The organism is Streptomyces sp. ALB3, from assembly GCF_044385685.1.
GTDB lineage: Bacteria > Actinomycetota > Actinomycetes > Streptomycetales > Streptomycetaceae > Streptomyces.
This window is the reverse complement of the sequence record NZ_JBISCE010000008.1, coordinates 129777-142869: the sequence shown is the minus strand read 5'-3', so window position 1 is coordinate 142869 and position 13093 is coordinate 129777. Positions and strand designations below refer to the sequence as shown.

Below are 13093 nucleotides of genomic sequence, written 5' to 3'. Positions count from 1 at the left end.
GCCGGCCGACCGCTTACCACGAGCGGTACGCCCGCGTCAGCCCTTGTGGTTGGGCTCCTTGTGCTGCCGGCGTTCGACGGGGCCCCGGCGGACCGAACCCGGAGCGTTCCAGTCCGCACGCCTGCGGGCCCGCACCTTCGCGGCCTCGGAGGACTCCAGCTGGTAGGGCACCGACGTCACCATCACGCCCGGTGTGAACAGGAGCCTGCCCTTGAGCCGCAGCGCGCTCTGGTTGTGCAGCAGGTGCTCGTACCAGTGGCCGACGACGTACTCGGGGATGTAGACGCTGATCACATCGCGCGGACGGTCCTTGCGCAGGCTCTTGACGTACTCGATGACCGGCCGGGTCACTTCCCGGTAGGGCGAGTCGAGGATCTTCAGCGGGATGTCGATGCCCCGCCGTTCCCAGTCCTCCCTGAGCGCCTTGGTCTCCGCCGGGTCGACGCTGATCGACAGGGCTTCCAGCTGGTCCGAGCGCACCAGTTTGGCGTACGCGAGCGCACGGAGCGTGGGGCGGTGGATGCGGGAGACCAGGACGATCGAGTGGACGCGCGAGGGGCGGACGGTGTCGTCGGACGGGGTGTCGGACGCGGCGATCTCCTCGGCGACCCGGTCGTAGTGCTTGCGGATCGCGGTCATCGTGCCGAAGAAGATCACCATGCCGAGCAGGGCGACCCAGGCCCCGTGCGTGAACTTGGTGGCCAGGACGACGACCAGGACGAGGCCGGTGAAGAACGCGCCGAAGGTGTTGATCGCCCGCGAGCGGATCATGTGCCGGCGCTTAGCCGGGTCCTTCTCGGTGCGCAGGTGCCGGTTCCAGTGCCGCACCATGCCGGTCTGGCTGAGGGTGAAGGAGACGAACACGCCGACGATGTAGAGCTGGATGAGCCGCGTCGAGTCGGCCCCGTAGATCCACACGAGCAGGATCGCGGCCCCCGCGAGCAGCACGATGCCGTTGGAGAAGGCCAGCCGGTCGCCACGGGTGTGCAGCTGGCGGGGCAGGTAGCGGTCCTGGGCGAGGATCGAGCCGAGCAGCGGGAAGCCGTTGTAGGCGGTGTTCGCGGCCAGGAAGAGCACGAGGGCGGTGGCCGCCGCCAGGAAGACGAAGAGGAACGTGCCGTCCCCGAAGACCGCTGCGGCGACCTGGGAGATGACCGGGTCCTGGGTGAAGCCCGCGCCGACCGCGGCACCGTTGTGGAGGAGGTCCTTCGCCGGGTTCTCGGCCATCTTCACGTCGGTGGCCATGGCGAGGCCGATGATGCCGCAGAACATCGTGACGGCCAGCAGGCCCATCGCGGCGAGGGTCGTCGCGGCGTTCTTGCTCTTCGGCTTCCTGAAGGCCGGGACGCCGTTGCTGATCGCCTCGACGCCGGTCAGGGCCGCGCAGCCCGAGGAGAAGGCGCGCAGCAGCAGGAAGACGAGCGCGAAGCCGGCCAGCCCTTCGTGCTCGGGCTTGATCTCGTAGTCCGAGGTCGGGGCGTGCATGGTGTCGCCGAGTACCACTCCCCGGAAGGCACCCCAGAGGATCATGGCGAAGACGCCGGCCACGAACAGGTACGTCGGGATGGCGAAGAGCTTCCCGGACTCCTTGACCCCGCGCAGGTTCATCAGCGTCAGCAGGACGATGGCCCCTATGGCGCAGAACGTCTTGTGCTCGATGACGAAGGGGATCGCGGAGCCGAGGTTCTCGACGCCCGAGGAGATCGACACGGCGACGGTGAGGACGTAGTCGACGAGGAGGGCGCTGGCGACGGTGAGTCCGGCCTTGGGCCCGAGGTTGGTGTTGGCGACCTCGTAGTCGCCGCCGCCGCTCGGGTACGCGCGCACGTTCTGCCGGTACGAGGCGACGACGGTGAACATCAGGACCACGACCGCCACCGCGATCCACGGGCTGAAGTGGTACGCCGACACGCCCGCGATGGACAGCACGAGGAGGACTTCTCCGGGTGCGTACGCAACGGAGGACAGCGGGTCGGATGCGAAGACGGGGAGCGCGATGCGCTTGGGGAGGAGCGTTTCCCCCAGCTTGTCGCTGCGCAGCGCCCGGCCGATCAGGATCCGTTTGGGCACGTCGGTCAGTTTGGACACGGTGAGGATCGTAAGCGCTGCCGGGACACGCCGACGAAGCACCACCCCCTCGGCGCCCGGAAAACCTTCATAATTACCCGCCCTCACCGGAAAAGTCCATGGAATCCTTAACGGAATCCTTGCGGCGCGGACGGGCGGGGGCCCTCGGCTGCCGTCCCGTCCGCCGCCGGACGACCGTGGACGGTGCCCTGTCCGCCCGGCGGCGACCATCCCTGCACGCCGGCGGACCGCTCCCTCTTTTGCTCATCGGTCCGCCGGGTACGCACACTCGGATGAGGCGGTGCCCGCGCCGCCGCATAAGCTCATCCCCGGGCAACGCCGAAGGTGGTTGCCCCATTGTTTGCCCCGCAAGCGGAGAGAGAAGTGTGAGCAGGGTGTTTTCGCAGGTCATCCGGACGACCAGGACGGCGAGGTAGGGGCAAGGTGCACATCGTCATCATGGGCTGCGGGCGCGTCGGAGCGGCTCTCGCGCAGACCCTGGAGCAGCAGGGGCACACGGTCGCCGTGATCGACCAGGACCCCACCGCGTTCCGTCGGCTCGGTTCCGGATTCGGTGGCCGGCGGGTCAGCGGGGTCGGCTTCGACCAGGACACCCTGCGTGAGGCCGGTATCGAGGAGGCGGGGGCCTTCGCTGCCGTGAGCAGCGGGGACAACTCCAACATCATCGCCGCCCGGGTGGCCCGCGAGATGTTCGGCATCGAGAACGTCGCCGCGCGCATCTACGACCCGCGGCGTGCCGAGGTGTACCAGCGGCTGGGCATCCCCACGGTCGCCACGGTCCGCTGGACGGCGGACCAGATGCTGCGGCGGCTGCTGCCGTCGGGTGCGGAGCCGTTGTGGCGGGACCCGAGCGGTGGTGTGCAGCTCGCCGAGGTGCACACGACGCCGTCCTGGATCGGGCACAAGATCAGCACACTGCAGGAGGAGACGGGCGTCCGCGTCGCCTTCCTCACCCGGCTGGGTGAGGCCATACTGCCCACGTCGCAGACGGTTCTGCAGGAGGGCGACCTGGTCCACGTGATGATGCGTACGGACGAGATCGCGAAGGTCGAGGAGGCCTTTGCCGAAGGTCCTGAGGAGGGCGGTCACTGATGCGCGTCGCGATTGCCGGGGCCGGTGCGGTGGGCCGTTCCATCGCGGCCGAGCTCCTGGAGAACGGGCACGAGGTGCTGCTCGTCGACAAGGCGCCGACCGCCATCTCGGTGGAGCGGGTCCCGATGGCGGAGTGGCTCCTCGCGGACGCCTGCGAGATCACCTCGCTCGACGAGGCGGCGCTCCAGCGGTGCAACGTCGTGATCGCCGCGACGGGTGACGACAAGGTGAACCTGGTCGTCTCGCTGCTGGCGAAGACGGAGTACGGCGTGCCGAGGGTCGTCGCCCGGGTGAACAACCCGAAGAACGAGTGGCTGTTCAACGAGTCCTGGGGGGTCGATGTCGCGGTCTCCACTCCGCGTCTGATGTCCGCCCTGGTCGAGGAGGCGGTGAGCGTCGGTGATCTGGTCCGGCTGCTGCGCTTCAGCCACGGCGACGCCAACCTGGTCGAGCTGACGCTGCCCCCGGAGTCGGGGCTGGCCGGCACGCGGGTGAGCGACGTGGCCTGGCCCGAGGACACCTCGCTCGTCACGATCATCCGCGGTACGCGGGTGCTGACGCCGAGCCCCGAGGAGACCCTGGAGGCCGGCGACGAGTTGCTGTTCGTGGCCGCCCAGGCGCGTGAGGAACAGCTGGAGGACCTGCTGTCGGTGCGCCGCGAGTCCGCCGAGGACTGAGCCGGACATACCGGGGGGCCGGCCCCGGCCGGCATGAGCAAGGGGCCCGGGCGGTGCGTCGGTGACGCACCGCCCGGGCCCCTTGCCGTGTGCGGCGGAGCGAGCCCGGCCGGCCGGCTGTCAGTGAGCCGGGGCCGGCGGGGTCATGGGGTACGCCGGTCCCCGGAGGTCCCCGCGTCATGCTCCGTGCCGGCGAAGCCCGTGCTCAGGTCGTGTTCGACCGGTGCGAACCCGGGGACGGGACCGTCCTCGACACCCCTTCGGGCCTCGCGGTCCTTCTCGGCCTGCTCCTCGGCCTCCATCTCGGCGAAGACGTCGATGGGCGGCGGCGCCTTCGCGAGGAAGACCCAGGTCAGGTACACGGCGAGCAGGAACGGTGGGATCTTGAGCGAGACGAGCACCCAGCCGAGCTGCGTGGTGTCCGCCCACCAGTACAGCGGGAAGAGGATCGCGCACTTGGCGAGCAGGATCAGACCCCAGGCGTAACTGGCCTTGGCGTACGCCTTCTTACGGCCGGGGTTCCGGGTGCGCCAGGAGAGGTTCTCCTTGAAGACCGGGCCGAGGATCAGTCCGATCAGCGGCACTCCGGCGAGTGTCGTGACGAGGTACGCGAGGGCGAGTCCGAGCGTGTAGATCATGCCCGGCAGGTAGAAGGCCTTGGCCTCGCCGGTCATCTTCGCGAAGAGCACACCGAAGCCCACACCGAAGACACCGCTGAAGGCGTGCTTGACGGTGTCCTTGCGGATCAGCCGTACGACGACGAGGAGCAGCGACACCGCCAGGGCGCCGATGGCCGAGGCCTTCAGGTCCTTGTTGATGGTGAAGATCGTGACGAAGAGCAGCCCGGGCAGGACTGTCTCCACCATGCCGCGCACGCCGCCGAAGGCCTCGAAGAGCGCGGCTTCCGTGACCGCCTTCGCGTCGGCGTCCTGCTGGTCGGTGCGGTGGGGCTGGTCCGTGTCGGACGTCGGCTTGTCGAGAGACGTCACCGGCTACTCCTTGCCGAGCGGTCGGAGTTCGTATTTGGGGTTGAACAGCACCCGGCGTCCGTGGCTCATGGCCACGCGGCCCGACGCGATGAGCTTGCGGCCCGGTTCGATGCCGACGATGGAGCGCCTGCCGAGCCAGACCACGTCGAGCGGCGCGGTGCCGTCGAAGAGCTCCGCCTCCAGGGCGGGCACTCCGGCCCGCGGACGCAGGGTGACCGTCCGCAAGGTACCAGTGACCTTGACGATCTGGCGGTCCGAGCACTCGGAGATGCGCGTGCAGCCCGAAGCGTGCGTGTCCTCCTGCAGCTCCTCCGACTCGAGGTCCTCCTGGGAGCTGGACAGCCGGTCGAGCATGCGGCGGAAGCGGCCGGACGGCTTCTCCACCCTGCCGGACCTGTCTGATCGGGGAACAGCGCTCATACCCGAAGGGTACCGGTCTCCCGTGGTGGGGACCGGTCCGCGCAGCCGTCACCCGGACGAGTGACCGCGATCACTCCGGGACGGGGCGTCCCCGCTCGAAGCGATAGCCCATGCCCGGCTCGGTCACGAAGTGTCTGGGGTGCGAGGGATCCGCTTCCAGCTTGCGTCGCAGCTGCGCCATGTAGACGCGCAGGTAGTTGGTCTCGGTGCCGTACGAGGGGCCCCAGACCTCCTGGAGCAGCTGCTTCTGGCTGACGAGCCGCCCGGCGTTGCGGACGAGGACCTCCAGCAGGTGCCACTCCGTGGGCGTGAGCCGCACGTCCCGGCCCCCACGCTGGACCTTCTTCGCAGCCAGGTCGACCGTGAACCCCTCGGTCTCGACCACCACGAGGTCCTCCCCGCCGTCCTGGCCGACCGGCTCCGCCCGGCGCACGGCGGCGCGGAGCCGGGCCAGCAGTTCGTCCATGCCGAACGGCTTGGTGACGTAGTCGTCGGCCCCGGCGTCGAGGGCCTCGACCTTCTCGTCGGAGGTGTGGCGGGCGGAGAGCACGAGGATCGGCACCCGGGTCCATCCGCGCAGGCCCCGGATCACCTCGACACCGTCCATGTCGGGCAGCCCGAGGTCGAGGACGACGACGTCGGGATGACGCGCCGCCGCGAGCTGCAGGGCGGTCGCCCCGTCGGGTGCCGCGTCCACCTCGTACCTGCGCGCCTTCAGGTTGATCACGAGGGCGCGCACGATCTGCGGCTCGTCGTCGACCACGAGCACCCGGGTCATCGCGGACCTGCCTTTCCGGAATACGTGTACGGGGCGGGAGTGCGCCCCCGGGATCTCATGAGCTGACGGACGCGGGCGGTACGGGACCGGCCCGCACCTGGCCCGGGGCGGCCGTGAGGGTGAGGACCATGGTGAGCCCGCCCCCCGGGGTGTCCTCGGCGTCCAGCGTGCCGCCCATGGACTCCACGAAGCCACGCGCGACGGCGAGCCCGAGGCCGACTCCGGCGCCCCGTGGGGCGTCGCCGTACCGCTGGAACGGCTCGAAGATGCGGTCCTTGGCGTCGTCGGGGACTCCGCGGCCCCGGTCGGCCACGCGCAGCTCGACTCGTTCGCCCAGCGCGCTGGCGGCGACGGTGACGCGTTCCGGGCCGGGGCTGTACTTGACTGCGTTCTCGACGATGTTGGCGACGGCCCGCTCGAGCAGCCCCGGGTCCACGGCGACCATGGGCAGCGTCTCGGGGATGTCCAGGTCGACGCTGCCCTCCGGTACGCCGCCCAGTGCCATCGGGACGACCTCGTCGAGGTCGAGCTCGCGGATCAGCGGGGTGACCGTGCCTGTCTGCAGGCGCGACATGTCGAGCAGGTTGCCGACCAGATGGTCCAGGCGGTCGGCGCCGTCCTCGATGGCCGCGAGGAGTTCCGCCTCGTCCGCGTCGGACCAGGCGACGTCGTCGGACCGCAGGGAGCTCACCGCCGCCTTGATGGCGGCCAGCGGGGTACGGAGGTCGTGGCTGACGGCGGCGAGCAGCGCGGTCCTGATCCGGTTGCCCTCCGCGAGCCGCCTGGCCGCTTCCGCCTCCCCCACCAGGCGCTGCCGGTCGAGGACGACGACGGCCTGTGCGGCGAAGGCGCCGAGGACCCGGCGGTCCTCCGCGGGCAGTACGCGGCCGGAGAGAGCCAGCGCCATGTGGTCCCCTACGGGCATGTCCACGTCCGCGTCGTCGGGCCGGGTCACCGGTGCGGGGCCGACCGATCCGGCGCACGTCCAGGGCTCGACGTCGCTCTGGCGTTCCAGGAGGGCGACGGATTCCATGCCGAAGGTCTCACGGACCCGGTCCAGCAGGGCGTCCAGGGCCGTCTCACCGCGCAGGACGCTCCCGGCGAGGGTCGACAGGATCTCCGACTCGGCACGCAGCCGCGCCGCCTGATGGGTGCGCCGGGCCGCGAGGTCGACCACGGAGGCGACCGCGACCGCCACCGCGAAGAAGATCACGATGGCGACGAAGTTCTCGGGGTCCTGGACGGTCAGTGTGTGGGTCGGGGGCGTGAACCAGTAGTTCAGGAGCAGCGAGCCCACCGCGGCCGAGGCGAGGGCGGGTGCCAGGCCTCCGAGGAGGGCGGCGGCGACCGTCAGGAAGAGGAAGAGCAGGACGTCGTTGGCGAGTCCCGGCCCGTTCTCCAGGCTGTGCAGGAGGAGGGTCAGCAGGGCCGGCCCGCCGACACCGGCGACCCAGCCGGAGATGATCCGCGTGCGGCTGAGCCGGGCGCCGCGTGCGATGGGCAGTCCCCGTCCCTTCGCGACCTCTTCGTGGGTGACGATGTGCACGTCGAGGTCGGGGCCGGACTCGCGGGCGACGGTGGCGCCGACACCGGGGCCGTAGACGTACTGCCAGGCCTTGCGGCGGCTGGAGCCCAGGACGATCTGGGTGGCGTTGACTCCACGGGCGAAGGCGAGGAGGGCGGAGGGTATGTCGTCGCCGATGACGTGGTGGAAGGTTCCGCCGAGGTCCTCGACGAGGGTGCGCTGGACCGTGAGCTCCTTGGGCGAGGCAGAGGTCAGTCCGTCGCTGCGCGCGATGTACACCGCGAGGATCTCGCTGCCGGACCCCTTGGCGGCCATCCGTGAGGCCCGGCGGATGAGGGTGCGGCCCTCGGGTCCGCCGGTGAGCCCGACGACGATGCGCTCGCGGGCCTGCCACGGGGCGCTGATGTCGTGTTCGCCGCGGTACTGCTGGAGGTACTCGTCGACACGGTCGGCGACCCAGAGGAGGGCGAGTTCGCGCAGGGCGGTGAGGTTGCCGGGGCGGAAGTAGTTCGACAGGGCCGCGTCGACCTTGTCGGACTGGTAGATGTTGCCGTGCGCCATCCGGCGGCGCAGCGCCTGGGGCGACATGTCGACCAGTTCGATCTGGTCGGCACGGCGGGCGACCTCGTCGGGGACCGTCTCCTGCTGGCGCACTCCGGTTATCGACTCCACGACGTCGCCGAGGGACTCCAGGTGCTGGATGTTGACGGTGGACACCACGTCGATTCCGGCCTTGAGCAGTTCCTCGACGTCCTGCCAGCGCTTGGCGTTCCGTGACCCGGGGACGTTGGTGTGGGCGAGTTCGTCGACGAGGGCGACGGCGGGCGCCCGCTCCAGGACGGCGTCGACGTCCATCTCGGCGAAGACGGCCGAACGGTGTTCGATGTCGCGCCGCCGGATCTGCTCCAGGCCGTGCAGCAGTACCTCGGTGCGCGGCCGGCCGTGGTGCTCCACGAACGCGACGACGCAGTCCGTGCCCCGTTCCACCCGGCGGTGGGCCTCGGACAGCATCGCGTACGTCTTGCCGACGCCGGGTGCCGCACCCAGGTAGATCCGAAGCTTGCCGCGTGCCATGGCCCCATTGTCTTCTCTCAGCCGGCTGCCGTGGATACGGGAGCCGGTGTCGAAGCTACCCCGATAATTTCCGGCATATGGGGTCAGGGCCGGGCGCGGGGTCCGTATTGACGGGATTCTGATGCCGGCCGGGGCCACGGCCGGCAGGATCGCGGGCGGGGCCGTTGCCGGCCGCCGGACGGCCCCCGGCCCGGTCCGCCGTCAGGCGTGCTCGACGATGTGCCCGTCGCTGAGCTCCAGGACCCGGTCGGCGAAGCCGAGCAGCTGGGGGTCGTGGGTGGCGACGAGGACGGTGACGCCCTCGCTGCGCACGACGGCGCGCAGCAGGTGCATGACCGCGAGTCCGGTCTCCGCGTCGAGCTGCCCGGTGGGTTCGTCGGCGATCAGGAGGGCGGGGCGGTTGGCGAGCGCGCGGGCGATGGCGACACGCTGCTGCTGGCCGCCGGACAGCTCGCCGGGGCGTTGCTCGGCGTGGTCGCCGAGGCCAACCAGGGAGAGCAGCAGCGCGACCCGCTCCTCACGTTCGTGCGGGTCGGTCCTGCGCAGGCGCATCGGTACGCCGACGTTCTCCGCGGCGGTCAGGATCGGGATGAGACCGAAGGACTGGAAGATGAAGCCGATCCTGTCCCTGCGAAGCTCCAGCAGCCCGTCCTCGCCGAGCCCGGCGAGGTCGGTGCCGCCGACGGTGATCCGGCCGCTGTCCGGTGTGTCGAGGCCGCCCACGAGGTTGAGCAGGGTGGTCTTGCCCGACCCGGAGCGGCCCTTGAGGGCGACGAGCTCGCCGCGCGGTATCTCGAAGGAGACCCCCCGCAGGGCGTGCACGGCCGCCGCGCCGGACCCGTACGAGCGGTGCAGGTCCTCGATCCGCACCATGGGGCCGTCGGCCGGGCTTTCGGCCAGGGCCGTGCAGGCCCGTTCGTCGGTGCGCCGTGTCATCTGCTCTCCCCCGTGCGTACGCCCCCGCGCGTACCGCTCCCTAGGCAGCCGCCAGTATGTGCACGAGGCACCCGGTGAGGCAATGCAAAAGCCGGTGGGCCGCACCCCCTCCCCGGGGTGCGGCCCACCGGCCACTGCGGGCGGGGCGCGGTCAGCGCACCTCGGTGATCTCGGGTCCGCGCTGGAGCTGGCCCATGCCACCGGAGAACTTGGAGCTCTCCTGGTCCTCCTGCTGCACGCCCTCGGGCACCATCTGGGCGTCGTTGGGAAGCTTGAGGACGATCGGGTCGCGCGGGGCCATCGGGCCGTCACCCCGGACGACGACGGTGTCCCGGAAGATCGTCTCCAGCAGTCCTGCGGCCTCCGGCTGCACGGCGCCCTGGCCGGAGATCACTCCGCGCAGGAACCAGCGCGGTCCGTCGATACCGACGAAGCGCACCATCTGCACGCCGGTCTTCCCGTCGGGAAGCTGTACGGGGACCTGGGCGCGCAGTTCCCAGCCGAGGGGCCCCTCGACCTCGTCGATGACGCCGCCCTGCTGGGTGATGCCCGAGGCGATCTCCTCACGCACCTCACCCCAGATGCCCTCCTTCTTGGGCGCTGCGAAGGCCTGCAGCTGGACCGCGCTGTCGCGCAGGACGACGGTGGCGGCGACGATCGCGTCACCGGCGACCTCCACACGGAGTTCCATGCCCTCGACCCCGGGCACGAAGATGCCGCCCAGGTCCACCCGGCCCTCGCCGGGCTTGGAGACCTCGGAGATGTCCCACGGCCCGTCGGGGCGGGGGGCCGGCGGAAGGTTGGTCCGGCGCGAGCCGCCCTCGGCCCCGGCGTCGTCGAGCTCGTCGGCGACCTGCTCGGCCTCGCGCGCTTCGTCCGCCGTGTCCTTGGCGGAACCACTGTTCTTGCGACGTCCGAACACGTCAACGTCCTTCCCGGTCGGATACGACCGAAGCGTAGCTGTTCCCACCCTGGGTGTTACCGCCCGTGACGCCGTCCACGGCGGCGTGACCGCCGGTGGATCCGAAGCCCCCCTCGGCCCGTGCCGAGCCGGGGAGCTCCGTCACCTCGTGGAAGCGCACCTTCTCGACCTGCTGGACGACCAGTTGGGCAATCCGGTCGAACCGTTCGAACCTCACGGTCTCGCGTGGGTCGAGATTGACCACGATGACCTTGATCTCCCCACGGTACCCGGCATCGACCGTCCCTGGGGCGTTCACGAGAGCCACTCCGCAGCGGGCCGCGAGGCCCGAACGGGGGTGCACGAAGGCGGCGTACCCGTCGGGCAGCGCGATCGACACCCCGGTGGGGAGCACAGCCCTCTCGCCCGGTGCGAGTGCGGCGGCCTCCGTGGTGACGAGATCGGCGCCCGCGTCACCCGGGTGTCCGTAGCCGGGGATGGGCACGTCCGGGTCGACCCGGCGGATGAGCACGTCGACGGGGTGTCGCATCAGGGGTTCACCTCGAAGGCGCGGGCACGCCGCACCTGGTCCGGGTCGGACATGGCGGCCCGGATCTCCTCCGGCCGTCCGTTGTCGATGAAGTGGTCCACCTTGACCTCGATGAAGAGGGCTTCCGCACGGACCGCGACGGGCCCCTCGGGGCCCCCGGTCCTTCCCGTGGCCCGGCAGTAGATCTTCCGGCCGTGGACGGCGGTGACCTCGGCCTCGATGAAGAGCACCGTGTCGACCGGCACCGGCAGGACGTAGTCGGTCTCCAGCCTGCCGGTCACCGCGATGACCCGCAGCAGCCAGCTCAGCGCGCCGAGCGTCTCGTCCATCGCAGTGGCCAGGACCCCGCCGTGCGCCAGCCCGGGGGCGCCCTGGTGGGCGGGCTTCACCGTGAATTCGGCGGTGACGCTCACGCCCTCTCCGGCCGTCGCCCGGAGGTGCAGTCCGTGCGCCTGTCCGCCACCACAGCCGAAACAGTGTTCGTAGTGGGAGCCGAGGATCTCGCCGGGCGCGGGGGCGTCGGGATGCCGGACCGGCTTCACCGCGCCGGCCGGTGGTGTCAGACGTGCAGATGTTCCACTCACAGGCGCAGACCTTACCCGCGCCGCCGACCGGGGGGCGCTCCGTGCCAAGCTTGCTTGCATGCAGCCTTCCGCACCCCCCTTCGACGAACGTCTCACCGCGCCCCGTTCGTGGTGGCTCATCGCCTTCGGGATCGGCGTCGCCTGCGCGCTGATGCTCCTGCCGCTCGGCGCCCTGCCCATGCTCGGCGGCCTCGTCGCCGGCACGGCCGCGGCCTGCGCGGGCGTGAGCTCGTACGGCTCCGCGCGCATCCGGGTCGTGGCGGGCGCCCTCGTCGCGGGCGACGCGCGGATCCCCCTCGGCGCACTCGGTGACGCCGAGGTGCTGGACAGCGAGGAGGCGCGCGCCTGGCGCACCTACAAGGCCGATCCGCGCGCGTTCATGCTGCTGCGCAGCTATGTCCCGACGGCGGTGCGGGTGAAGGTCACGGACCCGGCCGATCCGACCCCGTACGTCTACCTGTCGACGCGGGAGCCGGAGGCGCTGGTGGCGGCCCTCGCACCCGTGCCCGCCTGAGGAATCAGCGGCCGGGGTCGTCCAGGCCGTCGGGGAGCTCCTGGGCGGGCTTCGCGGGCTGTTCCAGTGGGGGCAGCTCCGGCAGGCGGTCCCAGGGGACCTGCTGGCGCCGCAGGTCGCTCCTGACCCGGTCGGCGAGCTTGCGGGTGTCCCGTCGGTTCATCATGGCGCCCACGACGGCACCGACCATGAACGGGATGAGATTCGGCAGGTCGCGCACGGTGCGCTTCATGATCTGCTGACGCAGTTCGCGCTTCATCTGCCCGCCCAGCGCCGCGTTCAGCGTGGCGGGGCGCGAGACGTCGATGCCGCGCTCCTCGGTCCAGGACGTCAGGTACGCGGTGCTGCGCTGGCCCAGATTGCCCGGCGGGCGTCGGCCGTAGACCTCGTGGAGCTCGGCGACGAGTTTCATCTCGACGGCGGCCACTCCGGTGATCTCGGCCGCCAGCTCGGCGAGCATGGCGGGAGGTACGGGCATCATCGCCGCCGCCCCGATGCCCGCGCCGACGGTCGCGGTGGCGTTGCACGCGCCCGCGACGAGCTTGTCGGCGAGCTCTTCGGGGCCCAGCCCCGGGAACTGCCTGCGCAGGGTGGCGAGATCCCGCACAGGGATGCGGGGAGCCGCCTCGATGATGCGGTCGGCCACCAGGCCGACTGCGGCTGTGGCGCTCTCCCGGCTCTTGCGTACGCCTCGTTTCAGTGTGTGCAGGGGGCCGGAGCCCTCGGGGGGCGCGTCCGGTCCGTCCTGCCCGGGCACGGCCGGTGCGCTTCGCGCACTCACCGCATCGAGCGAGGCCCGGCGGCCCCGCTCGTCGTCAGGTGTGCTGCCGGGAGAGGCAGGCAGGGCGGCCTGGTGCTCGGCAGCGGGGCTCTCGCCCTCCGCCGGGCCTGCGCCGCCCTGATGTGCCTCCGACGACTTCGTGCGCCGCAAGCGCCGCTTCCGGAACGGTGTGTCGCCTGCCACG

Annotated in this window: 13 protein-coding genes; 3 read left to right on the top strand and 10 right to left on the bottom strand. The window is 71.0% G+C overall.

The annotated features are described in order from the left end of the window. Positions 1-36: 36 nt before the first annotated feature. Positions 37-2088 carry an APC family permease gene (locus ACHFIV_RS07555; RefSeq protein WP_398964908.1) on the bottom strand — a complete coding sequence of 684 codons (2052 nt, stop codon included), beginning with the start codon at positions 2086-2088 and terminating at the stop codon, positions 37-39. Between the two features lie 423 nt (positions 2089-2511). Here ACHFIV_RS07555 and ACHFIV_RS07550 point away from each other — a divergent pair, with 423 nt between their 5' ends. Further along, entirely contained in the window at positions 2512-3180 is a 669-nt protein-coding gene (locus ACHFIV_RS07550) for a potassium channel family protein (protein WP_014153600.1), read from the top strand. Then, positions 3180-3857 (top strand): potassium channel family protein, encoded by a 678-nt coding sequence (locus ACHFIV_RS07545; protein WP_398964906.1) that lies wholly within the window; start codon positions 3180-3182, stop codon positions 3855-3857. The genes ACHFIV_RS07550 and ACHFIV_RS07545 overlap by 1 nt, the downstream gene beginning before the upstream one ends. A gap of 143 nt (positions 3858-4000) precedes the next feature. On the opposite strand, the gene ACHFIV_RS07540 is transcribed toward ACHFIV_RS07545, so the two are convergent. The 8 genes from ACHFIV_RS07540 to ACHFIV_RS07505 all read right to left on the bottom strand — a co-directional run bounded on the left by ACHFIV_RS07540 (position 4001) and on the right by ACHFIV_RS07505 (position 11614). Continuing rightward, the gene (locus tag ACHFIV_RS07540; RefSeq protein ID WP_398964904.1) at positions 4001-4846 is read right to left on the bottom strand and encodes a DUF3159 domain-containing protein; all 846 of its coding nucleotides are present in this window, start codon (positions 4844-4846) and stop codon (positions 4001-4003) included. Positions 4847-4849: 3 nt separating this feature from the next. Further along, a complete protein-coding gene (locus ACHFIV_RS07535; protein WP_398964902.1) occupies positions 4850-5266 on the bottom strand; it encodes an OB-fold nucleic acid binding domain-containing protein in 417 nt (138 codons plus the stop codon). 70 nt (positions 5267-5336) lie between these two features. Beyond that, positions 5337-6044, bottom strand: a complete 708-nt coding sequence (locus tag ACHFIV_RS07530; protein ID WP_398964900.1) for a response regulator — start codon at positions 6042-6044, stop codon at positions 5337-5339. A gap of 55 nt (positions 6045-6099) precedes the next feature. Further along, on the bottom strand, positions 6100-8643 hold the full coding sequence (locus ACHFIV_RS07525) for an ATP-binding protein (protein ID WP_398964898.1): 2544 nt from the start codon (positions 8641-8643) through the stop codon (positions 6100-6102). A gap of 201 nt (positions 8644-8844) precedes the next feature. Then, the gene (locus ACHFIV_RS07520; RefSeq protein ID WP_398964896.1) at positions 8845-9579 is read right to left on the bottom strand and encodes an ABC transporter ATP-binding protein; all 735 of its coding nucleotides are present in this window, start codon (positions 9577-9579) and stop codon (positions 8845-8847) included. A gap of 151 nt (positions 9580-9730) precedes the next feature. After that, positions 9731-10501 (bottom strand): DUF3710 domain-containing protein, encoded by a 771-nt coding sequence (locus tag ACHFIV_RS07515; protein WP_398964895.1) that lies wholly within the window; start codon positions 10499-10501, stop codon positions 9731-9733. 1 nt (position 10502) lies between these two features. Continuing rightward, the gene (dut, locus tag ACHFIV_RS07510) at positions 10503-11030 is read right to left on the bottom strand and encodes a dUTP diphosphatase (protein WP_398964893.1); all 528 of its coding nucleotides are present in this window, start codon (positions 11028-11030) and stop codon (positions 10503-10505) included. Then, entirely contained in the window at positions 11030-11614 is a 585-nt protein-coding gene (locus ACHFIV_RS07505; RefSeq protein ID WP_398964892.1) for a PaaI family thioesterase, read from the bottom strand. Before ACHFIV_RS07505 ends, dut begins: the two co-directional genes overlap by 1 nt. A 58-nt stretch (positions 11615-11672) precedes the next feature. On the opposite strand from ACHFIV_RS07505, the gene ACHFIV_RS07500 reads away from it, so the two are divergent. Next, on the top strand, positions 11673-12128 hold the full coding sequence (locus tag ACHFIV_RS07500; RefSeq protein ID WP_398964891.1) for a DUF3093 domain-containing protein: 456 nt from the start codon (positions 11673-11675) through the stop codon (positions 12126-12128). 4 nt (positions 12129-12132) lie between these two features. On the opposite strand, the gene ACHFIV_RS07495 is transcribed toward ACHFIV_RS07500, so the two are convergent. Then, positions 12133-13092, bottom strand: a complete 960-nt coding sequence (locus ACHFIV_RS07495; protein WP_398964889.1) for a hypothetical protein — start codon at positions 13090-13092, stop codon at positions 12133-12135. Position 13093 lies beyond the last annotated feature (1 nt).

Bases quoted from the DNA above. Each gene is read 5' to 3' on its own strand.
- ACHFIV_RS07520 (WP_398964896.1), bottom strand. From the start codon at position 9,579: ATGACACGGCGCACCGACGAACGGGCCTGCACGGCCCTGGCCGAAAGC.
- ACHFIV_RS07535 (WP_398964902.1), bottom strand. From the start codon at position 5,266: ATGAGCGCTGTTCCCCGATCAGACAGGTCCGGCAGGGTGGAGAAGCCG.
- ACHFIV_RS07500 (WP_398964891.1), top strand. From the start codon at position 11,673: ATGCAGCCTTCCGCACCCCCCTTCGACGAACGTCTCACCGCGCCCCGT.
- dut (WP_398964893.1), bottom strand. From the start codon at position 11,030: ATGCGACACCCCGTCGACGTGCTCATCCGCCGGGTCGACCCGGACGTG.
- ACHFIV_RS07530 (WP_398964900.1), bottom strand. From the start codon at position 6,044: ATGACCCGGGTGCTCGTGGTCGACGACGAGCCGCAGATCGTGCGCGCC.
- ACHFIV_RS07545 (WP_398964906.1), top strand. From the start codon at position 3,180: ATGCGCGTCGCGATTGCCGGGGCCGGTGCGGTGGGCCGTTCCATCGCG.
- ACHFIV_RS07525 (WP_398964898.1), bottom strand. From the start codon at position 8,643: ATGGCACGCGGCAAGCTTCGGATCTACCTGGGTGCGGCACCCGGCGTC.